Source organism: Pseudomonas sp. GW821-FHT09D08, assembly GCF_059416305.1.
Genome location: NZ_JBWKOX010000001.1, coordinates 657,661 through 684,263, shown reverse-complemented (window position 1 = coordinate 684,263; position 26,603 = coordinate 657,661). Strand labels below are relative to the sequence as shown.

At 63.2% G+C, this 26,603-nt stretch carries 28 protein-coding genes; 16 read left to right on the top strand and 12 right to left on the bottom strand.

The features are described from left to right. The first annotated feature begins 50 nt into the window (after window positions 1-50). The 4 genes from AC07OP_RS02895 to AC07OP_RS02880 all read left to right on the top strand — a co-directional run bounded on the left by AC07OP_RS02895 (window position 51) and on the right by AC07OP_RS02880 (window position 3,236). A complete protein-coding gene (locus AC07OP_RS02895; RefSeq protein ID WP_323147274.1) occupies window positions 51-1,031 on the top strand; it encodes a LysR family transcriptional regulator in 981 nt (326 codons plus the stop codon). A 118-nt stretch (window positions 1,032-1,149) separates the two neighbouring features. Then, window positions 1,150-1,704, top strand: coding sequence for a histidine phosphatase family protein (locus tag AC07OP_RS02890; protein ID WP_495101684.1), 555 nt, complete (start codon window positions 1,150-1,152; stop codon window positions 1,702-1,704). Window positions 1,705-1,749: 45 nt separating this feature from the next. After that, window positions 1,750-2,505 (top strand): precorrin-6A synthase (deacetylating), encoded by a 756-nt coding sequence (cobF, locus tag AC07OP_RS02885; RefSeq protein ID WP_495101683.1) that lies wholly within the window; start codon window positions 1,750-1,752, stop codon window positions 2,503-2,505. Between the two features lie 11 nt (window positions 2,506-2,516). After that, the gene (locus AC07OP_RS02880) at window positions 2,517-3,236 is read left to right on the top strand and encodes an alpha/beta hydrolase (protein WP_495101682.1); all 720 of its coding nucleotides are present in this window, start codon (window positions 2,517-2,519) and stop codon (window positions 3,234-3,236) included. A gap of 42 nt (window positions 3,237-3,278) precedes the next feature. On the opposite strand, the gene AC07OP_RS02875 is transcribed toward AC07OP_RS02880, so the two are convergent. After that, window positions 3,279-3,710, bottom strand: a complete 432-nt coding sequence (locus AC07OP_RS02875; RefSeq protein WP_115488594.1) for a hypothetical protein — start codon at window positions 3,708-3,710, stop codon at window positions 3,279-3,281. Between the two features lie 165 nt (window positions 3,711-3,875). Here AC07OP_RS02875 and AC07OP_RS02870 point away from each other — a divergent pair, with 165 nt between their 5' ends. Beyond that, window positions 3,876-4,889, top strand: a complete 1,014-nt coding sequence (locus AC07OP_RS02870; RefSeq protein ID WP_495101681.1) for an ABC transporter substrate-binding protein — start codon at window positions 3,876-3,878, stop codon at window positions 4,887-4,889. Between the two features lie 40 nt (window positions 4,890-4,929). On the opposite strand, the gene AC07OP_RS02865 is transcribed toward AC07OP_RS02870, so the two are convergent. Continuing rightward, window positions 4,930-5,826 carry a LysR substrate-binding domain-containing protein gene (locus tag AC07OP_RS02865; protein WP_495101680.1) on the bottom strand — a complete coding sequence of 299 codons (897 nt, stop codon included), beginning with the start codon at window positions 5,824-5,826 and terminating at the stop codon, window positions 4,930-4,932. A gap of 172 nt (window positions 5,827-5,998) precedes the next feature. On the opposite strand from AC07OP_RS02865, the gene AC07OP_RS02860 reads away from it, so the two are divergent. From AC07OP_RS02860 to AC07OP_RS02830, 7 genes are all read left to right on the top strand, one after another. Then, on the top strand, window positions 5,999-6,946 hold the full coding sequence (locus tag AC07OP_RS02860; RefSeq protein WP_495101679.1) for a branched-chain amino acid ABC transporter permease: 948 nt from the start codon (window positions 5,999-6,001) through the stop codon (window positions 6,944-6,946). Then, window positions 6,943-8,028: a branched-chain amino acid ABC transporter permease gene (locus tag AC07OP_RS02855; RefSeq protein ID WP_115488597.1), complete on the top strand. Its 1,086-nt coding sequence runs from the start codon at window positions 6,943-6,945 to the stop codon at window positions 8,026-8,028. The genes AC07OP_RS02860 and AC07OP_RS02855 overlap by 4 nt, the downstream gene beginning before the upstream one ends. After that, window positions 8,025-8,798 (top strand): ABC transporter ATP-binding protein, encoded by a 774-nt coding sequence (locus tag AC07OP_RS02850; protein ID WP_495101678.1) that lies wholly within the window; start codon window positions 8,025-8,027, stop codon window positions 8,796-8,798. The genes AC07OP_RS02855 and AC07OP_RS02850 overlap by 4 nt, the downstream gene beginning before the upstream one ends. Beyond that, complete coding sequence (locus tag AC07OP_RS02845) at window positions 8,791-9,507, top strand: ABC transporter ATP-binding protein (protein ID WP_065941816.1); 717 nt, start codon at window positions 8,791-8,793, stop codon at window positions 9,505-9,507. Before AC07OP_RS02850 ends, AC07OP_RS02845 begins: the two co-directional genes overlap by 8 nt. An 80-nt stretch (window positions 9,508-9,587) precedes the next feature. Then, window positions 9,588-10,727: a branched-chain amino acid ABC transporter substrate-binding protein gene (locus AC07OP_RS02840; protein WP_065948080.1), complete on the top strand. Its 1,140-nt coding sequence runs from the start codon at window positions 9,588-9,590 to the stop codon at window positions 10,725-10,727. Window positions 10,728-10,787: 60 nt separating this feature from the next. After that, on the top strand, window positions 10,788-11,270 hold the full coding sequence (locus AC07OP_RS02835) for an L-2-amino-thiazoline-4-carboxylic acid hydrolase (RefSeq protein WP_027607276.1): 483 nt from the start codon (window positions 10,788-10,790) through the stop codon (window positions 11,268-11,270). Next, window positions 11,263-12,498: a Zn-dependent hydrolase gene (locus AC07OP_RS02830; protein WP_027607275.1), complete on the top strand. Its 1,236-nt coding sequence runs from the start codon at window positions 11,263-11,265 to the stop codon at window positions 12,496-12,498. The genes AC07OP_RS02835 and AC07OP_RS02830 overlap by 8 nt, the downstream gene beginning before the upstream one ends. A gap of 103 nt (window positions 12,499-12,601) precedes the next feature. On the opposite strand, the gene AC07OP_RS02825 is transcribed toward AC07OP_RS02830, so the two are convergent. Continuing rightward, the gene (locus AC07OP_RS02825) at window positions 12,602-13,390 is read right to left on the bottom strand and encodes an AraC family transcriptional regulator (protein ID WP_115488601.1); all 789 of its coding nucleotides are present in this window, start codon (window positions 13,388-13,390) and stop codon (window positions 12,602-12,604) included. Between the two features lie 85 nt (window positions 13,391-13,475). Here AC07OP_RS02825 and AC07OP_RS02820 point away from each other — a divergent pair, with 85 nt between their 5' ends. The 4 genes from AC07OP_RS02820 (at window position 13,476) to aqpZ (ending at window position 17,054) form a co-directional block, all read left to right on the top strand. Further along, window positions 13,476-14,474, top strand: coding sequence for a bile acid:sodium symporter family protein (locus AC07OP_RS02820; protein ID WP_027607273.1), 999 nt, complete (start codon window positions 13,476-13,478; stop codon window positions 14,472-14,474). An 85-nt stretch (window positions 14,475-14,559) separates the two neighbouring features. Continuing rightward, window positions 14,560-14,922: a type 1 fimbrial protein gene (locus AC07OP_RS02815; protein ID WP_495101677.1), complete on the top strand. Its 363-nt coding sequence runs from the start codon at window positions 14,560-14,562 to the stop codon at window positions 14,920-14,922. Between the two features lie 123 nt (window positions 14,923-15,045). Further along, a complete protein-coding gene (locus AC07OP_RS02810; RefSeq protein ID WP_092488744.1) occupies window positions 15,046-16,230 on the top strand; it encodes a sugar transporter in 1,185 nt (394 codons plus the stop codon). Window positions 16,231-16,358: 128 nt separating this feature from the next. Beyond that, a complete protein-coding gene (gene aqpZ, locus AC07OP_RS02805) occupies window positions 16,359-17,054 on the top strand; it encodes an aquaporin Z (RefSeq protein WP_413771018.1) in 696 nt (231 codons plus the stop codon). A gap of 8 nt (window positions 17,055-17,062) precedes the next feature. On the opposite strand, the gene AC07OP_RS02800 is transcribed toward aqpZ, so the two are convergent. The 9 genes from AC07OP_RS02800 to AC07OP_RS02760 all read right to left on the bottom strand — a co-directional run bounded on the left by AC07OP_RS02800 (window position 17,063) and on the right by AC07OP_RS02760 (window position 26,490). Next, a complete protein-coding gene (locus AC07OP_RS02800; protein WP_495101676.1) occupies window positions 17,063-18,262 on the bottom strand; it encodes an NAD(P)/FAD-dependent oxidoreductase in 1,200 nt (399 codons plus the stop codon). 126 nt (window positions 18,263-18,388) lie between these two features. After that, the gene (locus AC07OP_RS02795) at window positions 18,389-19,384 is read right to left on the bottom strand and encodes a GlxA family transcriptional regulator (protein WP_065924575.1); all 996 of its coding nucleotides are present in this window, start codon (window positions 19,382-19,384) and stop codon (window positions 18,389-18,391) included. After that, window positions 19,381-20,304: a transaldolase gene (gene tal, locus AC07OP_RS02790; protein WP_495101675.1), complete on the bottom strand. Its 924-nt coding sequence runs from the start codon at window positions 20,302-20,304 to the stop codon at window positions 19,381-19,383. Before tal ends, AC07OP_RS02795 begins: the two co-directional genes overlap by 4 nt. 22 nt (window positions 20,305-20,326) lie before the next feature. Further along, complete coding sequence (locus AC07OP_RS02785; RefSeq protein WP_027607267.1) at window positions 20,327-21,280, bottom strand: sugar-binding transcriptional regulator; 954 nt, start codon at window positions 21,278-21,280, stop codon at window positions 20,327-20,329. 45 nt (window positions 21,281-21,325) lie between these two features. Further along, window positions 21,326-22,126 (bottom strand): SDR family oxidoreductase, encoded by an 801-nt coding sequence (locus AC07OP_RS02780; protein ID WP_027607266.1) that lies wholly within the window; start codon window positions 22,124-22,126, stop codon window positions 21,326-21,328. A gap of 11 nt (window positions 22,127-22,137) precedes the next feature. After that, window positions 22,138-22,917: an SDR family oxidoreductase gene (locus AC07OP_RS02775; protein ID WP_256221311.1), complete on the bottom strand. Its 780-nt coding sequence runs from the start codon at window positions 22,915-22,917 to the stop codon at window positions 22,138-22,140. A 55-nt stretch (window positions 22,918-22,972) separates the two neighbouring features. Then, window positions 22,973-24,484, bottom strand: coding sequence for a sugar ABC transporter ATP-binding protein (locus tag AC07OP_RS02770; protein WP_495101674.1), 1,512 nt, complete (start codon window positions 24,482-24,484; stop codon window positions 22,973-22,975). Window positions 24,485-24,499: 15 nt separating this feature from the next. After that, the gene (locus tag AC07OP_RS02765) at window positions 24,500-25,432 is read right to left on the bottom strand and encodes a sugar ABC transporter substrate-binding protein (protein WP_065941828.1); all 933 of its coding nucleotides are present in this window, start codon (window positions 25,430-25,432) and stop codon (window positions 24,500-24,502) included. A gap of 50 nt (window positions 25,433-25,482) precedes the next feature. Beyond that, window positions 25,483-26,490, bottom strand: a complete 1,008-nt coding sequence (locus AC07OP_RS02760) for an ABC transporter permease (protein WP_122538716.1) — start codon at window positions 26,488-26,490, stop codon at window positions 25,483-25,485. Window positions 26,491-26,603: the final 113 nt, after the last annotated feature.

Genomic DNA, 26,603 nt, shown 5'->3' with positions numbered 1-26,603 from the left:
ACGCCTCAACCCGCATTGGATGCACAGACCAACCAGACAGGGAGTCTCCCATGGCATTTCTCGAACCGTCTGCCCCACAGGGGCCCACTGCTTACCGTGCACCTACCGAGCCCCGCAGTGCCTGGCTAGCCCTGGCCAGCGAGATCGACCCGGAGGTGGCCCGCTACTTTCTGGTGAGTGCGCGCTGCGGCTGTTTCATGCAGGCCGCGCGCAGCCTGAATATCAAGGCAACCCTGTTGCGCAAGCGCCTGGCCCAGCTGGAGGAACACCTGCGCCATGCGCTGTTCAGCTACCAGGGCAACGGCCTGGTGCTCAGCCGCGACGGCCAGCAATTGCAAGCCCAACTGATCGCCCTGGCCCATGAACGGCGCCTGCCGGTACTGGAACAGCCGCTGATTCGCCTGGCGGTGGCCGAGCCGATCCTGCACGACATCCTCGGTCGCGACCTGATCGCCTTGCTGCGCCGCAATGCCAGCGTGCGCCTGGAGATCATCTCCCTCGACAGCCACCTGTCCCTGCAAGCGGTGGACGTGGATGTGGTGCTGTGGCTGGCGGACACCGACGGCCCGGTGCCCGGCCCGAGCTTTGTCACCGAACCGCCGCGGGCGCTGGCGCGATTGCGGTACCTGCCGCATATCGCCAAGCGCTATTCACGCCTGACCACGCGCCCGGACAGCGTGGAAGACCTGGCTGACTACATGCTGGTGCAATGGCAGCCGGACGCCCAGGTCGAGGCCCTGCAGCCATGGAACCAGGTGGTGCAACAGCGCCTGGCGGCGGTGGTGCAGGTGCATGCCTATTCGCTGATGCTGGAGATGATCCGCTGCGGCGCCTGCATCGGTTTGCTGCCGCACTACATGAGCAGCTTCGACCGGGGGCTGGTGGCGTTGCCGGGGTTGTTGGCCGAGGACAGCATGCAGCGCCAGGTGTGGCTGGCGGTGAATGCGCAGGTGCGCCATCCCGAGGCGGTGCAGATGATCGTCGAGTTGATCGTCGGTACGTTCGAGGGGCGGCGGGAGTGGTTTGACTAGCGCTGCAGTGCGCGGCCAATGATCGTTCCCTTGCTCCGCGTGGAAACGAAGGCGTTGCGTCATCGGGTTAACTGCGCCAGGCTTGGTCGCCTCGACCTCTGCGTATCAGCGACCCGCAATGCAAGCCACCCGCCTGACCTTGATCTGCCATGCCGCAACGTCCCTGCAAAAACAGGGGCGCTTTGCTGATGACGAGTGCGTTGCAATGGACTGGCAAGGCGCGGCGTTATCGCTGGCCAATCGCTATCCAAAAAACACACATTTGCTCTGTGCACCTGAGTTACGGGCACGGCAGACGGCGGGTTTGTATGGCCGTGAAGCGGTCATTGACGACGCGCTGCGTGATGGCGATTTGGGACGTTGGAAAGGCCAACGCCTCAGTCATCTCGACAGCGACGAATTACAGGTCTGGCTGACCAACAGTGCCAGCGCGCCCCATGGCGGTGAATCGGTCGATCAGGTGTGCACGCGGGTGGCGCAGTGGATGCAAACCCTGGAGGCCCAACCCGGGCACATCGTGGCCATCACCCATCCCTTTGTCATCCGCGCCGCGTTGCTGCATGTCATGCAGTGCCCGGTGCCGATGTTCTACCGGATCGACGTCGAGCCGCTGTCCGCCACCGAGCTGCGCTTCAACACGGTGTGGCGCCTGCGCCTGGAAACTCACGCCTGAGTGCGTGAACATGGCAAAATCCACGCCCCGCAATGAGAGCAATCCATGAAACGCATCCTGATCATCGGCATTGGCGCCGGCAACCCTGACTACATCACGATGCAGGCCGTGAAGGCGCTGAACCGCACCGACGTGTTTTTCCTGATGGACAAGGGCCAGAGCAAGGACAAGCTGATCGACCTGCGCCGTGAGATCTGCGAGACCTATATCACCGAACCCGGCTACCGCTTCGTCGAGGCCGACTGCCCCGAGCGCGTGCGCGGTGAGATCGACTACACCACCGCCGTGCAGGACCTCAACCGCGACAAGCAGGCCACCTTCGAACGCATGATCAACGAGGAGATGGCCGACGATGAAGTGGGCGCTTTCCTGGCCTGGGGCGACCCGGCGCTGTACGACAGCACCATCCGCATCCTGCAGGCGATCCTGGCCAGTGGCCGCTGCACCTTTGAGTTCGAGGTGATTCCCGGCATCACCAGCGTGCAAGCCTTGGCGGCCCAGCATAAAGTGCCCTTGAACCGTATCGGCAAGTCCATCGAGATCACCACCGGGCGTCGCCTGGCGGCGGGGCAGGCCAGCGAGGCCGATACCCTGGTGGTCATGCTCGACGCAGAAGATTCCTACCGCACGGTGGCCGATCAGGGCCTGGAGATTTACTGGGGCGCCTACCTGGGCACGCCGGATGAGATATTGATCAGCGGCAAGGTCAGTGAAGTGGCGGAACAGATCGAACGGGTGCGCAAGGCGGCGCGCCTGGAGAATGGCTGGATCATGGACACCTACTTGTTGCGTAAACCCTGAGGTCACGTCCCATGTTCAAACTGCTTGCTCTCGCGCTGGCCCTGGTGGCCGGCGTTGCCCACGCCGATTCCGAGTTGCACACCGATTTGCCGCTGGCGTACCTGGAACAGACCCAGGGCGATGCGCGCAACGAGCCGCTGGTGATTTTCCTGCACGGATTCGGCAGCAATGAGGAAGACCTGTTCGGCATCAAGGACGCACTGCCGTCCACCTGGACCTACCTCTCGGCCCGTGCGCCGACGCCGGTGCAACCGAATGGCTTTCGCTGGTTTACCAAGACCCCGGGTGACGGCGATTACGATGGTGTGACCGCCGATTTGCACAGCAGCGCCAAGCTGATCAAGGACTTTGTCGGCCAGGCCACCGCCAAGTATCACACCCAGCCTGACCGGGTATTCCTGGTGGGGTTCAGCCAGGGCGCGATCATGGCGTATGAGGTGGCTTTACGTGACCCGCAACTGGTGCGTGGCATTGCCGCGCTGAGTGGCAGCGTGCTGCCGGTGCTCAAGGCTGAGCTCAAGCCGGATCAGCGCTTGAACAACCTGGCGATCTTTATTGGCCATGGCACCCTGGACCAGGCACTGCCCTATGCCTCGGCGACGCGGGCGAATGAGGCGTTGGTGGGGCTTGGATTGAAGCCGGAGTTTCATGGCTATCCGGGGATGAACCACACGGTCAGTGAGGCGGAAGTGCAGGATCTTAAGGCCTGGCTGGAAACGAGTTTGAAGTGAGCGCGCTGAACAAAGGCGACGATTTGATTCAGGGAGGAGGCGTCAGGCCGCAGCTTGTGGCTGCAGGTGCAACTCGCCGTCCACCTCCTTGACCAACCCACTGGCGAGGAACAGCGGCGCCAGGCGCTTGTGCAACTGCGGCTCGACAAATTCCTTCACCGTCTCCAGCGCCAGCGCGCCATTCGAAGGCAACTCAGCCTTGGTGAAGGACAACCAGGCCTTTTTCAGCGCCATCAACACATCACTGCCCGCCGTGGAGGCAAAGCGGCGCTGGGTCGGTTTGCCGTCGAAGCTGAAGGTGTGCTGGAACGCGTAACCGGTTTCGTCACCGCCGCTGGCGGTGCAACGAATGCAGGTGCACGGACCGTCGCCGAAAGCGCTGCGCAGGTAGCTGTTGAAGTCCACCACGGGTTTGAGTGACAGGCGCTTATCCACCTCGAACAGGTCCCCGGTCATTTTTTCGTCAGTGTTCAACGTGCAGTTCCTCACAGTGTGCGGCAGTTTTTTCAAAGCGCGGCACGATACCAGCTGCGCGCCGTTTTAGGGGTATTTGCATAACAATAGACCCAGATATTCTTTTGCTGTCTAAAAAACCGCGGCTACGCTCCATCACCTTCTCGAAAACGCGGCAGATTCCCCATGACGTTCAAGTGTTCCTCCCTGGCTCTCCTGGCCGCGTCCCTCGCCGCCGCCAGCGCCTTGCTCAGCCCCGGTGCCCAGGCCGAAGGCAAGATCAGCATCGCCCAGCAATTCGGCATCGGCTACCTGATCCTCGATGTGGTGCGCGACCAGCACCTGATCGAAAAACACGGCAAGGCCCAGGGCCTGGACATCCAGGTGGAATGGAACAGCATTTCCGGCGCCACCGCCATGAACGAATCGCTGCTGGCCGGCGCCCTGGATGTGGTGTCCGCCGGTGTACCGCCGATGCTCACCCTGTGGGACCGTACCAAGGGCAAACAGAACGTCAAGGCCATCGCCTCCTTGGGCTCGATGCCCAACTACCTGCTGAGCAACAACCCCAACGTGAAGACCCTCAAGGACTTCAGCGAGAAGGACCGCATCGCCGTGCCTGCCGCCGGGGTGGGTTTCCAGTCGCGCACCTTGCAGATCGAAACCGCCAGGCAGTTCGGCGATGCCCACTACAAGAAATTCGATGACATCTCCATCAGCCTGGCCCACCCCGACGCCACCGCCGCGTTGATTGCCGGTGGTTCGGAGATCAACGCGCACTTCTCCAGTCCGCCGTTCCAGTACCAGGAGCTGCTGAGTCCCAACGTGCACAAGGTGCTCAGTTCCTACGACATCCTCGGCGGTCCGGCGACGTTCAACGTGCTGTACACCACGCAGAAATTCCACGACGAAAACCCCAAGACCTACCAGGCGTTCTACGCCGCGCTGGCCGAAGCCGAGCAGATCATCAAGGCCGATAAGCCCGCAGCGGCCAAGGCGTATATCCGTGTAGAACAGTCAAAGCTGCCGTTGGACCTGGTGGAAAAAATCGTCCAGGACCCGGAAATCGACTTCACCATCGTGCCGCAGCGTACCTTCATCTACGCCGAGAAACTGCAGGAACTGGGTGTACTGAAAAACAAGGCGGCGAGCTGGAAGGACTACTTCTTCGAAGAGGCCCATAGCGGTAACGGCAGCTGACCTGTAAACCGCCCCTCTCACATTTGGATCTCCACAATGCCTATACCGCATTCAAGCTGCGCTTGATCCAGTCATACAAGTCATTCCCCTCGCTCGACAACTCACTGTTGGCTCGCCGGCACAGGTAGTACTGGCGGCCATCATTGACCTCCAGATCAAACAGCTTCACCAGCTCGCCACTGGCCACATGGGGCGCTACCAGCGGCGCGCGCAGCAACGCGCAGCCCAGGCCGGTGAGGGTGGCGGTGAGTGCCAGCTGGCCGTCTTCCAGCAGCAAGCCATTCAGCGCCGTGGTGTCGACCTCGGCGGCCTCGAACCATTGGCCCCAGGTGCCGCGTTCTTCATCGTGCAGCAACGGCAGTTCGCTCAAGGCCTGGGGCGTGTCGATGGGGCCGTGTTGGGCGAGAAAGCTGCGGCTGCAATAGGGGGTCACCGCGCCGGAGATCAGCGGTTCGCTGTGATAGCCCGGCCAGTGCCCGGTGCCGAAGCGAATCGACAGGTCGGCAGCATCGCTGGGGTAGCTGCGGTGGTTGGCGTAGGTCACGTTGATGTCCAGCGCCGGGTGGTCTTTGAGGAAGTTCGCCAGGCGCGGGATAAACAGGTTGATGCCAAACAGCGGGATCAGGCTGATGGTCACCTGGCGGGTGGCGCTTTTCTCGCGCACATGTTCGGTGGCGCTGCGCAGCACGGCAAAGGCCGAGCGGATGGCACGGTAATACTCGCGCCCTTCATCGGTGAGCACCAGGTTGCGGCCCTGGCGCAGGGTCAGTGGCTGCTGCAGGAAGTCTTCCAGCAGGTGCAGTTGATGGCTGATGGCAGAGGCGGAAACGTCCAGCTCGCGCGCGGCGGCATTCACCCCGCCATGGCGCGCAAACGCTTCGAACGTCCGCACGGCACGCAGGGGAGGGTCATTGGCTAACTGTTCTGATTTATTCATGTATTGAATTAAATACCAAGTTTTAGTCCAGATAAAGAGCCATAAGTGCCGTATTTACGGCATAAATAGCCTGTTATTGCTTTGGCATAACCCTATAACTTTCTGATATTTGATAAAAATAGAATAGATGCTTAGTGTGCCGCCCTTGTACGCACTGAGGTCGACGGTCTTCATGGATGGTTTTATCCAACAACTGCTCAACGGCTTGATGACGGGCAGTCTCTACGCGCTGGTGGCCCTGGGGTACACCATGGTCTACGGCATCCTGCGCATCATCAACTTCGCCCACGGCGATGTGCTGATGATCGGTGCGCTCGTGGGCTTGTCGATGATTCGCCTGTTGCAGGCGACCTGGCCAGCGTTGCCAGCGCTGCTGGTGTTGCTGACGGCCACCCTGGTCGCCATGGCATTTTGTGCGGTGCTGGCGGTGGTGATCGAGCGCGTCGCTTATCGCCGGTTGCGTCACGCGCCGCGCCTGGCGCCGTTGATCAGCGGCATCGGGGTGTCGCTGCTTTTGCAAACCATCGCAATGCTGGTCTGGACCCGTAACCCGCAAATGTTCCCGCAACTGCTGCCGTTGGAACCCATCGAAGTACTGCCCGGCGTCTCCGCGCACCCCGCTGTCACCAACGCCACGGCCCTCACCACCATCGCCATTGCGCTGTCAGTGATGGTCGCGCTGCTGGTGCTGGTCGAGCGCACGCGCTTTGGCCGGGCCATGCGTGCCGTGGCGGAAAACCCCCAGGTCGCGAGCCTGATGGGCATCAACCCGAATCGGGTCATCGTGCTCACCTTCGCCATCGGCGGTGCCCTGGCGGCATTGGCCGGGGTAATGATGGCCAGCAACTACGGCAGCGCGCATTTCTACATGGGCTTCCTGCCGGGGATCAAAGCCTTTACCGCCGCGGTGCTGGGCGGTATCGGCAACCTCAAGGGCGCCATGCTCGGCGGCCTGTTGCTGGGGCTGATCGAAGCCCTGGGCACCGGCTACCTGGGCGCCGCCACCAACGGGGTGTTCGGCAGCAATTATCAGGATGTGTTTGCCTTTATCGTGCTGATCGCGGTGCTGGTGTTCCGTCCTTCCGGGCTGTTGGGCGAACGTCTGGCGACCCGCGCATGATCAACCCACTCACTGCCAATCAACGCGCCAGCCTGGGCCTGCTGCTGTTTGCCGTGGCCCTGGTGCTGGCACCGTGGATCGTCGGCCACGCCGGTGGCAACACCTGGGTGCGGACCCTGGATTTTGCCCTGCTGTACATCATGCTCGCCCTTGGCCTGAACATCGTGGTCGGTTATGCGGGGCTGCTGGACATGGGGTTCATCGCGTTCTACGCGGTGGGCGCCTACCTGGCCGCGTTGCTGTCGTCGCCCCATCTGCTGCAACAGTTTCCAGCCCTGGCGGCGTTGCTGCCGGCGGGCATGCACACCTCGATCTGGTTGATCCTGCCCCTGGGCGCCTTGCTCGCGGCGGGATGCGGCGTGGTGTTGGGTGCGCCGACCTTGCGCCTGCGCGGCGACTACCTGGCCATCGTCACCCTGGGCTTTGGCGAGATCATCCGGATCCTGCTGCGCAACCTCGACCGCCCGGTGAATATCACCAATGGCCCCAAAGGCATCGCCCAGGTCGATCCGGTGAACCTGCTCGGCGTGAACCTGGGCCGTACCCAGGAACTGTTCGGCCAGCGCCTGCCGTCGGTGTACCTCTATTACTACCTGTTCGCCGCGCTGGTGGTGCTGATTCTGTTTGCCTGCATTCGCCTGGAGCGTTCGCGCATCGGCCGTGCCTGGGTGGCGATCCGCGAGGACGAAGAAGCGGCCCAGGCCATGGGCGTGAACACCGTGCGCCTCAAATTGCTGGCGTTTGCGATTGGCGCCGCGTTCGGCGGGGTGAGCGGCGCGCTGTTCGCCTCGTTCCAGGGCTTCGTCTCGCCGGAATCGTTCACCCTCAACGAGTCCATTGCAGTGCTGGCGATGGTGGTGCTCGGCGGCATGGGCCATATCCCGGGGGTGATCCTCGGCTGCGTACTGCTGGCCGCGTTGCCTGAAGCGTTGCGCGCGAGCATGGGCCCGTTGCAACAGGCATTGTTCGGCCAAGTGCTGGTGGACCCGGAAATCATCCGCCAACTGTTCTACGGCCTCGCGTTGATCCTGGCGATGCTCTATCGACCCGCCGGGCTGTGGCCCAAAGGAGTGGCACGATGAACGCACCTCTGTTGCAGATTGACCGGGTCAACAAACACTTCGGGGGCGTGGCGGCGTTGACCGATGTGAGCCTGAGTATCCAGGCCGGCGAAATCTACGGGCTGATCGGCCCCAACGGCGCGGGCAAGACCACCTTCTTCAATGTCATGACCGGCCTCTATACCCCGGATTCCGGGCGCTTCCAGCTCGATGGCCGGGAGTACCGGCCGACCAGCGTGCATCAGGTGGCCGAAGCCGGCATTGCCCGCACGTTTCAGAATATCCGCTTGTTCAATACCATGAGCGCCCTGGAAAACGTCATGGTCGGGCGCCATGTGCGCACCCGCAATGGCCTGTGGGCCGCCTTGAGCCGGCATCGCCGTGCTCGCGACGAGGAAGCCCAAACCCGTGCCCACGCCCATCGCCTGCTGGCGTATGTCGGGCTGGCGGGTTTCGCCCATTATCGCGCCGACAGCTTGAGCTACGGCCATCAGCGCCGCCTGGAAATCGCCCGCGCATTGGCCACCGAACCGCGCCTTCTGGCCCTGGATGAGCCGGCGGCGGGTATGAATGCCAGTGAAAAAGTGCAGTTGCGCGGCCTGCTGGAAAAGATCCGCGACGACGGCCATACCCTGCTGTTGATCGAGCACGACGTGAAGCTGGTGATGGGCGTATGCGACCGCATCAGCGTGCTCGATTACGGTCAAGTCATCGCCGTAGGGCCACCCGTCGAAGTGCGCCAGCACCCGGCAGTGATCCAGGCCTACCTGGGAGCCAGTGCCCATGTCTGAAGCCTTGTTGAACGTCGACGGTTTGCAGGTGCGCTACGGCGCCATCGAGGCGGTCAAATCCCTGGATTTGCACATTGCCGAGGGTGAGCGCGTCACGCTGATCGGTGCCAACGGTGCGGGCAAGACCTCCAGCCTCAAGGCGCTGATGGGTCTGCTGCCGGCCAGTCAGGGTGCAATCCGCTTTGCCGGGCGCTCGATCCTCGGCCAGGCGCCGGACCAGTTGCTGCGCCAGGGCATCGCCATGGTCCCGGAAGGGCGCGGAATTTTTGCGCGCATGAGCGTGCTGGAGAATCTCCAGTCCGGTGCGTTTTTGCGCCGTGACAACGAGCAGGTGCAGCGCGAAATGCGCCAGCTGTTCGAACACTTTCCGCGCCTGGAAGAGCGCCTGCAGCAGTCCGCCGGCTTGCTCTCGGGCGGTGAGCAACAGATGCTCGCCCTGGCCCGTGCGCTGCTGTCACGCCCGCGTTTGCTGATCCTCGATGAGCCGTCCATGGGCCTGGCGCCGATAATGGTGGAAAAAATCTTCCAGGTGATCGACGACGTGTGTCGCCAGGGCATGACCCTGCTGTTGGTGGAACAGAACGCACGGCTGGCCCTGCAAGTGACCGACCGCGCCTATGTGATGGACACCGGCCGCATCAGCCTCAGCGGGCCCTCCGCAGATTTGCTTGAACACCCCGAGGTGCGCAGCGCCTACCTCGGTGAATAACGGCTCGATGAAAAAACACCCATGACGCTACCGGACGCCCGGCGTGTTCCGACCCGCCCGAAAAGAAACAGGAACGACTGATGAAGACTTTCAACAAAACCGCACTGATTGGCCTGGCCCTGAGCAGCCTGGCGAGCGCCATGGCCCAGGCCGACCAGACCGTGCTGATCGGCCTGGCCGGTCCCTTGACCGGGCCCTCGGCCCGGATTGGTAAAGACCTGGAAAATGGCGCGCAACTGGCCATCGACCAGGCTAACGCCAAGCACCCGACAATCAATGGTGAGGCGGTGACCTTCAAGCTGGTGTCCGAAGACGACCAGTCCGACCCGCGCACCGCCGTGACCGTTGCCCAACGCCTGGTGGATGAGGGCGTGGTCGGCGTGGTCGGCCACTGGAACACTGGCACCAGCATCCCGGCGGCGCGGGTCTACCACGATGCCGGCATCGCCCAGGTTGCGCCGGTCGCTACCGGGCATGCCTACACCCAGCAGGGCTTCGACACCAGCTTTCGAATCATGGGCCACGACGACGATGGCGGCCAGGTGGCCGGCCGCTATGCGTTGAACACCTTGAAAGCCCAGCGTATTGCCGTGATCGACGACCGCACCGCATTCGGCCAGGGCCTGGCGGACCAGTTCGTCAAATCCATCGAGGCCGGTGGTGCCAAGGTGGTTGCCCGCGAATACGTGGACGACAAGACCATCGACTTCAGTGCCGTGCTGACCAATATTCGTAGCCAGAACCCTGACCTGATCTTCTTCGGCGGCGTCGACGCCCAGGCTGCACCGCTGGCCCGGCGTATCAAGCAGTTGGGGATCAAGGCACCGCTGATGGGCGCCGGTGGGTTTGTCAGCCAGACTTTCCTGCAGCTGGCGCAGAACGAAGGCGAGGGCGTGATTGCCTTGGAGCCGGGCCTGGCGATTGCGCAGATGCCGGGTGGCAAGGCGTTCGAACAGGCCTATAAAGAACGCTACAAAACCGCGATCGAACTGCATGCACCGTTTGCCTATGACGGCGTTGGTGTGTTGGTGGCGGCCATCGAGAAGGCCGGATCCACCGACCCACAGAAGTACCTGCCGGTGCTGCGCGCCATCAGCTATCCGGGCGTGACTGGCACGATTGCGTTCGATGCCGAGGGCAACTTGAAGCAACCGTCGTTCACCGTTTACCAGGTCAAGGCCAATCAATGGCAGCCGGTGAGTGTGGCGGGCGGCCAATAAACCCACCCCCTCTGCAGGTGCGAGCTGGCTCGCTCCTGCAAGGGTCAATGGAGAGATGCAATGAGCAAACTGGAAGGTGAACTGGGCATCCTTGCCCGGCGCCGGATCGAGGCGGAAATCATCAAGCCCATCTACGAGATACTCAAGCGTGAGCAGGGCAAGGACTTTGCCGCCGCCGTGATCGGCGAAGCCGTGGGCAATGCGGCGATCCAGGCCGGCAAGCATTTTGCCGCACTGGAAGAGCAGGGCGCCGACCTTAAGAGCTTTGTGGAGTTGCAAGTGCTGTGGGAGAAGGATGACGCGCTCAAGGTCGAGATCATCGCCAGCGATGCCGAGCACTATGACTACGACGTCAAGCGCTGCCGCTACGCCGAGATGTACCACGAGATGGGCCTGGGCGAGATCGGCCACTTGCTGTCGTGCAACCGCGACGAGCTGTTTATCGTCGGCTACAACCCGAACATCGAACTGACCCGCACCCAGACCATCATGGGCGGCGCGCACCACTGCGACTTCCGTTATCGGGCCAAACCCCATGAGTAACCTGGCACGGGTCAACGGCGAACGCCTGTGGGCTTCGTTGATGGAGATGGCGCAGATCGGTGCCACCGAAAAGGGCGGTGTGTCGCGCCTGGCATTGACCGACGAGGACCGGCGTGGCCGCGATCTGTTCGTGCACTGGTGCACTGCGGCCGGTTGCACGGTACGGGTGGACGCCATGGGCAATATATTTGCGCGTCGCGCCGGGCGCCATGACCACCTGGCGCCGGTGATGACCGGCTCCCACGGCGATTCCCAACCCTTCGGCGGCAAGTACGACGGCATCTATGGCGTACTCGCCGGAGTGGAAGTGCTGCGCACCCTGAACGACCTGGGGATTGAAACCGACCGGCCCATCGAAGTGGTCAACTGGACCAACGAAGAGGGCTCGCGCTTTGCCCCGGCGATGATTTCCTCCGGCGTCTACGCTGGCGTGTTCGACCTGGAATACGGGTTGTCCCGTGTGGACAAGGCCGGCGTGACCATCGGCCAGGCCTTGCAGCAGATCGGCTATGCCGGCCCCCACCCGGTGGGTGGCCAGGCGGTGCATGCCGCCTTTGAACTGCATATCGAACAAGGCCCGATCCTCGAAGCCCAGGGCATCACCATTGGCGTGGTCACCGGTGCCCAGGGCCAGCGTTGGTACGAAGTCGAATTGAGCGGGCGCAGCGCCCATGCCGGCACCACCCCGATGGACCATCGCCTGGATGCGCTGCTCGGTTTTGCCCGTGTGGTCGAGGCCGTGAATGGGCTGGGCCTGGAGCAGGGCGCGGAAGGACGGGCCACGGTGGGCATGGCGAATATCTTTCCCAACTCGCGCAACGTGGTGCCGGGACGGGTGTTTTTCAGCGTGGAATTCCGGCACCCGGACGAGGCCGTGCTGGCACGCCAGGACCAGCAATTGCGCGACGCCGTGGCGCACATCGCCGAAGGCATCGGCTTGCAGCACAGCGTTAAGCAGATCTTCCAGTACGCACCGATTGCCTTCGACAGCGATTGTGTAGAGGTGGTACGCGCGTCCGCCGAGGCGTTGGGCTACAGCCATCGGCCGATGATCTCCGGCGCCGGGCACGACGCCTGCTACCTGAACCAGGTGGCGCCGACCGCGATGATCTTCGTACCGTGCGTGGACGGGCTGAGCCATAACGAAGCGGAGGAGATCTCCCCCGAGTGGTCGACGGCAGGGGCGGATGTGTTGCTCCAGGCCATCCTGGCCAAGGCTGGGATCTAACGGTACATACAGGTCTGATGTGGGGGGGCAAACTCCCTCTAGACGCGCTACGTCGAAGAGGTAGGGGGGGCCTCCCCACAGTGATTCTTCATCGTCGGTGAGGTCAGCGGAAGAACTCACCGGGCGTGGCATCGAACTGCTGCCGAAACGCGTTGATGAACGCCGACGTGGACTCATAGCCACAGTTCAACGCCACATCCGTCACCCGCTCGCCTTGCTCCAGGGCGGGCAGGGCGCTCAATAACCTTAAACGCTGGCGCCAGGCCCGAAATGTCAGGCCGGTGTCCTTCAAAAACAGGCGGCTCAGCGTCTTTTCGCTGACCCCCAGTTTCTCGCTCCAGTGTCCCAGGGTAGTTTGCTGTTCCGGGCGCAGGCTCAAGCTGCGGTAGATCTGTCGCAACCTTGGGTCATGGGGCAATGGCAGCATCAAGTCGACCTTGGGCGCTGCGGCGAGTTGGTCGAGCACTACCTGGACCAGGCGCCCATCCGGGCCATCCTCGGCATATTCCACCGGCAGCTCGCTGAAGCTGCGGATCAACTCGCGCAGCAGGCTGCTCACCTCCAGCACCTGGCAGCGTTCGGCGGCCCAGGCGGTGACGCTGCAATCGAGGTACAGGCTGCGCATCTCGGTGTGGGGCGAGCTGTACACCCGATGCGGCATGCCCGCGGGGATCCACACCGCCCGCTGGGGCGGTGCGACGAAGCGGCCGGCGCTGGTCTGGATCTCCAGCACCCCGGAAATGGCGTAGGACAATTGCACCCACGGGTGGCTGTGCCGACGGGTCAGGGCGCGGTTGGGCAGCGATTCGGTGCGCCCATACACCGGCCGTGGCAGGCTGGAAAGCCCAGGCACACTGCGGCGTACGGTGTTGGCATGTCCTTTAGGCGGCATTTACTGGCTCATTGGCGTTAGTCGGTAACAAGCCGTTACGTTAGAGTCGCCATGACGCTCTTGGCAACCCCCGGAAGATTCGCTTATGACTCGCCCCCGTTTTCTGCCCGACAACTTCACCCTGACCTTGATCGCCACGGTGATCCTCGCCTCCCTGCTGCCCGCCAGCGGCCAGACTGCCGTGGCCTTCGGCTGGGTCACCAACCTGGCCATCGCGCTGCTGTTTTTCCTGCACGGCGCCAAGCTGTCGCGCCAGGCCATCGTCGCCGGCGCGGGCCACTGGCGCCTGCACCTGCTGGTGTTCAGCCTGACTTTTGTACTGTTCCCGCTGCTGGGCCTGGCGCTCAAACCGGTGTTGTCGCCGCTGATCGGCAAAGACCTGTACATGGGCATGCTCTACCTCTGCGCCTTGCCGGCCACGGTGCAGTCGGCGATTGCCTTTACCTCCCTGGCGCGGGGCAACATCCCGGCGGCGATCTGCAGCGCGGCGGCCTCCAGCCTGTTCGGCATCTTCCTCACGCCATTGCTGGTGACGTTGTTGCTCAATGTGCACGGCGAAGGCAGCTCCACTGTCGATGCGATCCTGAAAATCAGCGTGCAACTGCTGCTGCCGTTTATCGCCGGGCAGATCGCCCGCCGCTGGATCGGCGCGTGGGTGGGGCGCAATAAAGCCTGGCTGAAGTTCGTCGACCAGGGTTCGATCCTGCTGGTGGTGTACGGCGCGTTCAGCGAAGCGGTCAACGAAGGCATCTGGCACCAGATCCCGCTGTGGGAGCTGGGCGGCCTGGTGGTGGCCTGCTGCGTGTTGCTGGCCTTGGTGCTGGTGGCATCCACTCTGTTGGGCAAGGCCTTTGGCTTTAATCAGGAAGATCGCATCACCATCCTGTTCTGCGGCTCGAAGAAGAGCCTGGCCACGGGTGTGCCGATGGCCCAGGTGCTGTTCGCCGGGGCGAGCATGGGCGTGCTGATTTTGCCCTTGATGCTGTTTCACCAGATCCAGTTGATGGTCTGTGCGGCGTTGGCGCAGCGTTATGCCAAGCGGCCGGAGAGCATTCCGGAGTTGATGGCGCAGGTGGATCCTTAACCGTTTGTTGCGCTAAGACGAATAACCTCAAGTTAGTGCCTTTGCTGACGACTTACTTCCTAATAGCCCAGGAAGGAGTATCAGCATGCGTATCAACGGTTTTTCGGCAGCTACCTGTCTCCTTTGCCTTTGGGCAAGCACCTGCGGCGCGGTCCAGCCGGCGGGTCAAGGCACCATCAGTTTCACGGGCAGCATTGTCGAACCCTTGTGTGCGACAAATGCGCACAGCGGTGCCCGGATGGACGTGACAGGTTGCCCGAGCGCCAGCCGTGGCAATCGGTTCGATGTCCGCAGTATGGCGCCGGTCGCCAGCGTCAACGGGGCCAGTCTGCGGCTGGTGGCGGACAGCGGCAGCGGGCGTTATTACGACCAGACGTACCTGTTGGTGGACAGCCTCGGCAAGCCGATCCAGTCAGGCAACTACGTGGTCACCATGACGGCACCGTGACAAAACTGAGGGTATTTTGAGGGGGATGAACGTCAACAGACGGCCGATAAACCTATAGAATGCCAGGCGGCGGCGCTTGTCCTGGGTGGCCGCTTGATCATCGCCAGAGTACCTCGCCCTTCAATGAGCATTTCAGCCGCAACCCCCCAAGCCAACTGGCAACCGGTCATCGCCCTGGCGCTGGCCGCGTTTGTGTTCAATACCACTGAATTCGTCCCCGTCGGGCTGCTCAGCGCTATTGGCGCCAGCTTCGATATGCCCGTGTCCAGCGTCGGCCTGATGCTCACCATCTATGCCTGGATCGTGTCCCTGACCTCGCTGCCGGTGATGCTGCTGACCCGCAACGTTGAGCGACGCAAGCTGCTGATCGTGCTGTTCTGCCTGTTTATCGCCAGCCATATCCTCTCCAGCGTGGCCACCAGTTTCGGCCTGTTGATGGTCAGTCGCGTCGGCATTGCCCTGTCCCATGCGCTGTTCTGGTCGATCACCGCGTCCCTGGCGGTACGCCTGGCGCCGGAAGGCAAACAGGTGCAAGCCCTCGGCCTGCTCGCCACCGGTACGTCCCTGGCGATGGTGCTGGGTATTCCCCTGGGGCGTCTGCTCGGCGAAGCCATGGGCTGGCGCACCACGTTCCTGGTGATCGGCGCGTTCGCCGCCGCCCTGGTGTTCTGGCTGGCGCGCACCTTGCCCTTGCTGCCGAGCCAGAACTCCGGCTCCCTGCGCAGCCTGCCACTGCTGTTCAAGCGTCCGGCGCTGGTGGCGTTGTATGTGCTCACGGCGATGACCGTGACCGCGCAATTCACCGCCTACAGCTACATCGAACCTTTCGTCGAAGGCGTGGCCGGCATGAGCGGCAGCGCGGTGACCCTGATCCTGCTGGTGTTCGGCGGCGCGGGCATCATCGGCTCGCTGCTGTTCAGCCTGGTGCACCGCTTCAACCCCCACCTGTTCGTGGTCGGCGCGGTGTTTATCCTGGCCGCGTGCCTGGCGCTGATGCTGCCGTTGAGCGGCGCCGAGTCGTACCTGGTGATCCTCAGCGTGTTCTGGGGCATGGCGATCATGGGCTTCGGCCTCGCCATGCAGTCCAAGGTACTGGTGCTGGCCCCGGACGCCACCGACGTGGCCATGGCGATGTTCTCAGGTATCTACAACATCGGCATCGGCGGTGGCGCCCTGATGGGCAGTTGGGTCGGCAGCCACTTCGGCTTCGCCTGGGTCGGCGTGGCGGGCGGGTTGCTGGCGGCGCTGGCGTTGATCGGGTATTGCCTGGCGATTCGCAAGTTTGGGACCGGAGTTGTGCAGGACTGACGTGCGAAGCGCCGCAGATTAAATAGAACCAGACAAGTCTTACAGGGCCCCTCGATGCCCATTGCTACCGTCGCCCAGGACCGCCCACAGCCTGTGGTGACGGCGCTTGAACAGCAATGGAGTCGACTGTGCAAAAACGTTTGACCGCAGAGTTTCTGGGTACCTTCTGGCTGACCTTCGGGGGATGTGGCAGTGCCATTCTGGCGGCCGCATTTCCTGGGTTGGGCATCGGTTTCGCAGGGGTTTCCCTGGCATTCGGGCTCACCGTGCTGACCATGGCCTATGCCGTGGGTGGCATCTCCGGGGGGCATTTCAATCCGGCCGTGACCATCGGCCTGTGGGTGGGGCGCCGCCTGTGCGGTGGTGATGTGCTGCCCTACATCGCGGCGCAGGTCATTGGCGCGCTGGCTGCGGCTGCGGCGCTGTACGTGATTGCCAACGGCCAGCCCGGTTTCGACATGGGTGGCTTTGCCGCCAACGGCTACGGCGCACTGAGTCCGGGCCTGTTCGATATGAAGGCGGCGTTGCTGGCCGAAGTCATCGCCACGTTCTTCTTTGTGCTGATCATCATGCGCGTCACCGCACCAGGCGCGGCCGCCGGCTTTGCGCCGATTGCCATCGGCCTGGCACTGACCCTGATTCACCTGATCCTGATCCCGGTGACCAACACCTCGGTCAACCCTGCGCGCAGTACCGGGCCGGCGTTGTTTGCCGGCGGTGAGTACATTGCGCAGCTGTGGTTGTTCTGGCTGGCGCCGATAGTGGGTGGGGTGCTGGGGGCCTGGGTGGCGCGTGGCCTGACGGTGAATGCGCCACAGGGCTGACGTCGGGGTCAGGCCACCGGAATCAGCGGGTCAGCCGCCGCCAGGGCGGTGGCCCGTTCAGCGGCTGGCGGGTAGATCCACACCGTGTTGATCTGCTGCTTGAGCTCCTTGGCTTCCTGGCCCACCAGCTTGAGTTGACGATCCCAGCCTTCGGTGTACACCGCGCCCCAGGCCCCGAGGTCGAGGCAGGTGACGTATTTGGGCTGGCTGTAGGTCATCGGGGCCACACCGATCAGGTCGGCGGCGACGTTGTTGCCGGCGTAGCGGCCCAGGGCGATGGCGTGCTGGCAGGACATGCCGGCGAAGTGACCGAGGTCGTCGGTGGCGGCGTAGGCCACATCACCGGCGGCAAAGACATCGGCCTGGCCCTTCACCTTGAGGTTGCCGTCCACATGCAGGCGGCCCTGGGGGTCATGGCTGCCGCTGAACTGTTCGGTCAGCGGGTTGGCGCGAAAGCCGATGGTCCAGATCACGGTGCTGGACTCGATGCGCTGCCCATCGGCCAGGGTCACGCCGCCGGCATCCACCGCGGCCACGGAGGTGTTCAATCGCCATTCGAGGCCCAGGTGTTGGCTGGCTTCGACGATGGACGGGCGAATGCCATCGCCCATGGATGCCCCGATCTGCGGGCCACGGTCCACCACGATCACACGGATAGTGGCGTCGTCACCCAGTGCTGCGCGCAGGCGTGCCGGCATTTCGGTGGCGGTCTCGATCCCGGTAAACCCGCCGCCGGCCACCACCACGGTGTTGCGTGCCGGGCTGTCGGGCAGGTTTTTCAAACCCTTGATATGGGCTTCGAGGCGCGTGGCGTCTTCGATCTGGTCTACATCGAACACGTGCTGGAGGCCTTCCATCTGCGGGCGATTGAGACGACTGCCGGCGGCCAGCACCAGGCGGTCGTACTTGACGGTGGTGGGGATGCCTGCCGTGTTGCGGTAGGTCACCTGCTTGCCGTGTTCATCGATGCGGTCGGCGGCGCCCTCGATGAAGTCCACGCCGACTGCCGCAAACAAGGGGCCCAGCGGTGCCTGCATGGCATGCACGTCGGCCTCGTAGAAACGTGGGCGAATACGTAGCGCCGGCTGTGGGGCCAGGACGCTGATCTGCACGTCATGGCGATCATGTTTATCCAGCAGGCGCGCGGCGCTCAAGGCGCTCCAGACACCGCCGAACCCGGCGCCGATGATAAGGATGTGCTGCTTCATGGGGATGCTCCAGGGACCAGGTCGATACGATTGCTCAAGGCGCAATGCGTTACCGGCCTACTCTAAGAGCGCCGCGGTTTGGCGGGTAGGACAGAAAACCCTGAATAACTGCCAAGCGGCCTGCCGTCAGCGGGAAAAGCGCGCGCGGTAGTCGCGAGGGGAAATCGCAAGGTGGCGATGGAAGGTGTAGCGCATGCGTTCTTCATCGCCAAAGCCACACAGGTGCGCCACCTGGTCGATGTTGCGCTGGGAGTCTTCCAGCAGGCGCCGCGCCGCCTCCACGCGAAACAACTCGATGGCCTTGGCCGGGGTGCGCCCGGTTTTTTGCTTGTAGACCCGGGCGAAGTTGCGCGGGCTCATGCGGCTTTGTTCCGCCAGGCGCTCCACCGTAAGCTCGCGGTCGCTGAGGTTGTCGGCGATCCACAGGTGCAAGGCGTCGAAACCGGCAGTGTCGTCGGTCTGGGCTTGCAGCAGTTGGCTGAACTGGGCCTGGCCGCCGGGCCTTTTGAGAAACACCACCAGTTCCCGGGCCACTTGCAGGGCGACGTGACGCCCGCAATCGGCCTCTACCAACGCCAGCGCAAGGTCGATGCCGGCACTCACGCCTGCTGACGTCCACACATTGCCTTGCTGGACAAAGATCGCGTCCATGTCCACATCGATGCTGGGAAACCCGCGCTTGAGCATGTCGCACATTGCCCAGTGCGTGGCAGCACGTCGGCCCTGGAGCAAGCCGGCCTGGGCCAGCAGGAAGGTACCGCTGCACACCGAGGCCGTGCGCCGGGCCCGAGTGGAGGCGTGACGCAGCCAGTCCACCAGGTCGGTGTTGGCGGCCAGCGCCTGTTGAATGGCGGGGGCGCCGGGTACGATCAAGGTGTCCAGGGCGGCGGGGTCAAATTGCGCCAATGGCAGGGTGTCGACGCTCAATCCTTCGGCCGTTGGCATCAAGCCGCCCGCCAGGCTGGCGGTGTGCACCACATAGCCTGGCAGGCCACGCTCGACCATGGCCTTGGTTGCAGCCCAGAACACGGTCTGGGCACCGGTCAGGTCGAGCAGGCCCATTTGCGGGTAGGCCAGGAACACCAAGGTGCGCGACTGGCCGAGCGGCTGGACGGGGTTCATAGCGCCGACAACACCGCCTCGAGTTTTTCCTGGTCCCGTGCAAACTGTCGAATTCCTTCCGCGAGTTTCTCAGTGGCCATCGCATCTTCGTTCGACGCCCAGCGGAACTGCGCTTCGTTCATTGGCTGGCGTGCTTCACCTTCGGTCACCGGCACCAATTTGCGCGCCAGCGTGCCCTGGTCTTCGTCGAGCTTCTGCAGCAGCTCCGGGCTGATGGTCAGGCGATCGCACCCCGCCAGCTGTTCGATCTGGCTGAGGGTGCGGAAGCTTGCGCCCATCACCACGGTGTTGATCTGGTTGGCTTTGTAGTAGTTGTAGATGCGCGTCACCGATTGCACACCCGGGTCATCAGCGCCGGAGTAGTCCAGGCCGGTGTTCTTGCGGTACCAGTCGTAGATGCGGCCCACGAACGGTGAGATCAGGAACACCCCGGCATCGGCGCAGGCCTGGGCCTGGGCGAACGAGAACAGCAGGGTGAGGTTGGTCTGGATGCCGGCTTTTTCCAGGCGTTCGGCCGTACGGATGCCTTCCCAGGTGGAGGCGAGCTTGATCAGCACGCGGTCGCGGCTGATACCGGCCTGGTCGTACAGGGCGATCAACTGGTTGGCCTTGGCCCACAGCGCGTCTTCATCGAAGGACAGGCGCGCGTCGACTTCGGTGGAGATACGCCCAGGAATGACCTTCAAAATGCCGGCCCCCACTGACACCGCGAAGTGGTCGCAGGCCAGGCCGACGTCGCCCTTGGCCAGGTTGAAGGCATTGCGCAGCAGCTCGGCGTATTCCGGGATCGCGGCGGCCTTGAGCAGCAGCGACGGGTTGGTGGTGGCGTCCACCGGGCGCAGGCGGCTGATGGCTTCCAGGTCGCCGGTGTCGCAGACCACGGTGGTGAATTGCTTGAGTTGTTCGAGCTTGGACGTCATGAGCGGCAATCTCCAAAAAAGGTTATTGGTTGAGGGCCTGTGCGGTGTCCAGGTCGGTGATCAGGATGTCCAGGTAGCCGCCCTTGAGCGCGCCACGAATGGCCTGGACCTTGTTCAGCCCGCCGGCCAGGCCGAGCACGCGGTGGATACTGCGCAACTTGGGCAGCGCCACCGAGACCACGAATTCTTCATCTTCCTCCAGCACCGGCTTGCCCTGGGCATCGAAGTAACGCAGGCAGATATCGCCGACGGCACCGCGCTCGGCCAGCAGGCGCAGCATGTCCTCGGTGTAGTAGTTGCCACTGTTGCGCAGCAACTGCGAGGGTTCCAGGTCGCCGATGCCGACGATCGCCAGGGTGATGCTGTCAAAGCGTTGCAGCACTTCCTTGACCTCTTCCATCTGCACGATGCGCTGCTTGCTCTCCACTGATTGCTCGATGCTTTGCGACGGCAGCAGGAACGCCGGGCAGTTGAGCAGGGTGGCCAGGCGTTGGGTGAGCAAGGTAGCTTCAAACGCGCCTTTGTTGCCGACACCGCCCAACAGTTGTACCACTTCCTGGGCGCCTTGTTTGCCCGGCTGGGCATGCAGGTGGCCGACCATGGCGCGAATGGTGCTGCTCCACGACGAAATGCCGATATGGTCCTGGGGCGACAGGCTGGTCTCCAGGTAGTGGGCAGCCGCCGAGCCGATGGCTTGCTTGATGCTTTCATCGTTGCCGGGCTCTGTGGCTTCCACCACGATCACCTGGCGCACGTCGTAGCGGCGTTGCAATTGGTTTTCCAGCTCCAGGTGCAGGCCTTGCAGGCGCATCACGCTGATCTTCACCACGCCTTCCTGCAGCGCCCGGCGCAGGGCGCGGCTGATAAAGGATTGGGACAGGTCCAGCTGTGCGGAAATCTCGGACTGCTTGAGCCCGTCTTCGTAATAGAGGCTCGCGATCTTGGTGATCAGGCGCTGTTCTTCGATCTGGCTCATGAAGGCCTCAGTGATGACATCAATGCGGGTGAGGATACCAAACCCTTACGACATGATCAGGCCGCCGTCGATATTGATCGCCTGGCCGGTCAGGTAGGCCGCGTCATCCGAGGCCAGGAACGCCACCAGGCCGGCGACATCCGAGGGCTTGCCGGCCCGGCGCAGGGGGATGTTCCTGACCCATTCGGCCATCAATTCCCCCTTGCCGTAGCGTTTTTCGTCGGTGCTGAGGATCTCGCCCCACACGCGGTCGTTGTAGTCCCACATCTCGCTTTCGATGATGCCGGGGCAGAACGCGTTGACCGTGATGTTATGCCGCGCCAGTTCCAGTGCCAGGCTCTGGGTGATGCCGATTACGCCCATTTTGCTCGCAGCGTAGTGCGGCGTGTAGATAAACCCCTGGCGGCCCTGGCCGGACGAGGTGTTGATCAGGCGCCCGCTGCCTTGCTTGACCATGTACTTGGCCGCTTCCCGGCAACCCAGCCACACGCCGGTGGTGTTGACCTGCAGCACCTTGTCGAAGTCGGCGCGGGGCATCTTGTCGTAGTGGTCGATGGTGATGATGCCGGCGTTCTGTACTGATACGTCGATGCTGCCGAAGCGTGCGTGACCCTCGCGGTAGAGGGTTTCGATATCTTCTTCGCGGGTCACGTCGATGCCCAGGGCCAGGGTATCGACCTTGTATTCCCGGGCCAGTTGGTCGGCGGTGAATGTCACGCGCTCCAGGTCGTTGGAGGCCAGCACCAGGTTGGCGCCTTCCTGGGCGAAGCGCTCGGCAATGCCGGCACCAATGCCACGGCAGGCGCCGGTGATCACGATGGTTTTACCGCTGAAACGTTGCGACATGACAAAACTCCTTACCAGCAGACAAAACCACCATCGACCAGCAGGTCGACACCGGTGCAGAAAGACGAGGCCTGGCTGACCAGGAAAATCGCCGGGCCGACCATTTCGTCCACGCTGGCCATGCGGCCCATGGGCGTGGTCTGTTCAAAGATCTTCACCTGGTCGGCGACTTCCGGGCGAGAGTTCATCGGCGTGGCGGTGTAGCCGGGGCTGATGCAGTTGACGCGCAGGCCTTTGTCGGCCCATTCCATCGCCAGGCTTTTGCTCAGGTGGATTACCCCGGCCTTGGAGGTGTTGTAGTGCGCCTGCAACAGCCCGCGGTTGACGATGCTGCCGGACATGGAGGCGATATTGACGATGGCGCCTTTGCCACGCGGCAACATCACTGCGGCCTGGGCCTGGCAACTGAGGAAGATGCCGGTGAGGTTGATGTCCAGGGTGGTTTGCCAGCGTTGCAGCTCCAGGTCTTCGGCGGCCTGGGCATTGGCGATGCCGGCGCAGTTGACGGCCACGCTGAGTGGGCCAAGCTCGTGTTCGGTTCGCGCGACCGCTGCATCCAGGGCGGCTCGTTCGGTGACCGTGCCACTCAAGGCCAGGGCGCGCCGGCCCAGGGCCTGGATGCGTTCTACCGTGCTGGCAATGCCGGGGCTGCCCGGAAGATCAAAGCAGGCCACATCCGCGCCGGCTTCGGCGAGCCCGACGGCGATAGCCTGGCCAATGCCGCTGCCGGCGCCGGTGACAAAGGCCACTTGGCCTTGAAGACTAAAAAGCTGCATGACTAACTCCGTTATTTGAAATCACAGTGAACCTCTGTGGGAGAGGGCTTGGATCTATGCAGGTCTTTGGTTATGCGGTGGCCATTTCCATCACCGACACCGGCGTGGCCTCACCGCGCTGCAGAATCCCCATCTGCCGTCCCCGGCTCATCACCATCACCCGGTGGGACAAGCCCAGCACTTCATCCAGGTCGGAACTGACCACAATCACCGCCATGCCCTTGGCCGCCAGGTCCGCGATCACTTCATAAATCGCCGCCCGCGCACCCACGTCGATGCCGCGTGTGGGCTCATCGAGGATGAACACCTTGGGGTTGCGCGCCAGCCACTTGGCAATGATCACCTTCTGCTGGTTACCGCCGGACAGGCTGGAAATCCGCGACTGCGGCGCACCTTTCACCCCCAGTCGCGCCGCCGCCGTGCGCGCGAATTCGCGCAGTGGGGCAGGGAATACCCAACCGCGTTTATCCAGCAGGTCGGTGTTGCCATAAATCAGGTTGTCTTCGATGCGATGCTCCACCACCACGCCTTGCTGCTTGCGGTCTTCGGGCACCAGCACCACGCCGGCCTGGATCGCCTCGAAGGGCGAGCGCAACTGGCGGACCTCGCCATCCAGTACCATATGGCCCCGAATATCCTGGGCCGCACCGGCAATGGTGCGCACCAGTTCGGTTCGCCCGGCGCCGACCACCCCGGCAATGCCGAATACCTCGCCGGCACGCACGCTGAAGTCGATGCCGTGCAAGGCAAACTCACGGCAGGTCAAATCCTTGACCTGCAACATCACCTGCTCCTGGGGCGCCTGCAACGCAGGGAAGATCCGCTCCAGGCTGCGCCCGACCATCTGCTCCACCAACTCCCGCACCGGCACCTGGGCCGTAGCATGCAGGGCGATCTGGCGACCGTCGCGCAGCACCAGCACGCGGTCGGCGATGCGTGCGATTTCTTCCAGGCGGTGGCTGATATAGATAAACGACACACCCTCGGCCTTCAGCCGTTCCACCTGCTTGAACAGCAGCTCGGTTTCTTCGCCACCCAATGCAGCGGTGGGTTCATCGAGGATCAACAGGCTGGCCTTCAGCGTCAGCGCCTTGGCGATTTCCACCAGTTGCTGGGCCGCCACGCTCAGGCCTTCGACCTTGCGCGAGGCCGGCACCTTGAGGCCCAGGCGTTCGAGTTGGATCTGCGCCTGGGCCTCCATGTACTCGCGGTCCACCCGCCCACGGCGCATGGGCAGGCGGCCGACGAAGATGTTCTCGGCGATCGACAGTTGCGGCAGCAGGCGGATTTCCTGGTGGATCAGGCCGATCCCGGCGCCCAGCGCGGCCCCCGGTGAAGCGGGTGCGTAGGGCGCGCCGAGCCAGGTCATGCTGCCCCCGGCCTCCGGTTGCACCAGCCCGGCGATGATCGACGACAAGGTCGACTTGCCCGCGCCGTTCTCACCGAGCAGGGCCAGTACTTCACCGGGGCGAATGTCCACGTTGACCTGCGACAACACCTGCACCGGCCCGTAGGCCTTGCTGATATTGCGCAGGCACAGCACCGCGTCGGATCGAGCGGTGTCCACGGCTGCTGCTTGCATGACGACCTCCAAGGCTTACGGGTGCTGTTGCAGGAACGGCGCGACGTTTTCTTTAGTGGTCAGCACGGTGGGCAACAGTTGCTCCTTGGGCAGGGTCTTGCCGGCTTTGAGGTCGATGGCCGAGGCCACGGCCAGGCGCCCCATTTTCTGCGTCTGCTGGGTCATGGTCGCGTTCAGCACACCGCTTTGCACGGCCTTGAGCCCGGCCACGTCGCCGTCGAAACCGACCACGACCACCTTGTGATCGAGGTTGCCGACTTTCACCGCCTGGGCAGCGCCCAAGGCCATGGCATCGGCGCGGCCGAAGAACACGGTGATGTTCGGGTCACGCTGGAGCAGGTCCTGGGCTACCGCGAAGCCTTTGTCCTGGGCCCATTCGGCCGGTTGCTGGGCGACGACCTTGAGGTCCGGGAAGGCTTTCAGGCCCTCCTCAAAACCCTTGGCGCGATCATTCTCGGGGGTGGTACCGATCTGGCCTTGCAGGATCGCGATGCGGCCCTTGCCCTCGGTGATCTTGCCCACGTACTCGGCCAGGGTCTTGGCGCCGGCCACGCTGTCGCTGGCGATAAAGGTGTCGCCCGGTGCGTCGGGGGCGTTGCGGTCCACGGCGATCACCGGGATGCCCGCAGCCTTGGCGGCTTTCACCGGCACACCGGCAGCAGTGGCGCCGGCCGGGATGTAGATCAGCACGTCGATCTGGCGGGTGATCAGGTCTTCGATCTGGCTGACCTGGGTGGAGGAGTTGCCCTGGGCGTCCACGGTGATCACCTTGACCCCCTTGGCTTTGCCCTCGGCTTCCACCGATTGCTTGATCTGGTTGAAGAAGTCGGCCTGCAGGTTGGCCACGGCCAGGCCGATGGTCAAATCCTTGGCCCAGGTGGTGCCGGCAGCGGTGAGGGTGGCGGCGGCGAGAGCGGTGGCCAACAGCAATTTCTTGGGGCTGAACATGTCGGTGACTCCTGGTTTTATTGTTGGAGGGTGTCAACTGTCGAACAGGTTTAACGGGCAGTGCTGGAGCGGCGTCGCAGGGTGTCGATGGTGACGGCGAGGGCGATGACCACGCCGATCACCACTTGTTGAATAAAGGGCGAGACGCCGAGCAGGTTGAGGCCATTGCGCAATACGCCAATGATCAGTACGCCCACCAGGGTGCCGCCGATGCTGCCGACGCCGCCACTGAGGCTGGCGCCGCCAATCACCACGGCGGCGATGGCGTCCAGCTCCAGGCTCAGCCCGGCACTCGGTTGCGAGGAGTCCAGGCGCGCGGCCAGGGTCACCGCGGCGATGCCGGCCAGCGCCCCGCTGATGGCGTACACCCACAAGGTAATCGCCCGCACCTTGATGCCCGACAACCGCGCCACTTCGGGGCTGCCGCCCATGGCGTAGAGGTTGCGGCCACCGGCACGAAAGCGCAGGAACACCCAGGCCACCACCAGCATCACCAGGAACAGGCCCACGGTGGCCGAGAGGAAACCAAAGTGGCGCACCGTCGCCAGGCTGGTGAACCAGTCCGGGTAGCCGACGATCTGCCGGCCTTCGGTAAGGATATTCGCCAGGCCACGGGCCACCGACATCATGGTCAGCGTGGCAATAAAGGGTGGCAGCTTGGCGTAGGTGATCAACCCGCCTGAGACCAGCCCGGCGAGCATGCCGCTGGCAATCGAGATCGGAATCGCAAAGCCCAGGGGCACCGCCTGATCCTGATACAGCCAGCCGAGCATCATCATCGAGAAGGCCAGCACCGAGCCGACCGACAGGTCGATGCCGCCGATCACGATCACCGCCGTCATGCCGATCGCCAGGATGCCCAGCACCGTGACCTGATCGAGGATGTTCAGGCCATTGCGCAACGAGAAGAAGAATTCGGAACTGAAGGAGAAGACCAGCACCAGCAGCACCAGCCCGATCAACGGGCCGCCGATATTACTGGGCAGCAGTTTGACGATACGTGGGCGGGGTGGCGGCTTGAGTTCGGCCGGGTGCTGGACAGTAGCTTTGGCGTCCACAGTGTTCTCCTGAGTTATTTTTTTTGGAGTGCTTCAGGCGTCTTGAATATTTATGCGTGCCTGACTGTTAATTCAGATTCCAGTGACACTGTGTCAAAGTCAAGCGCTTAATT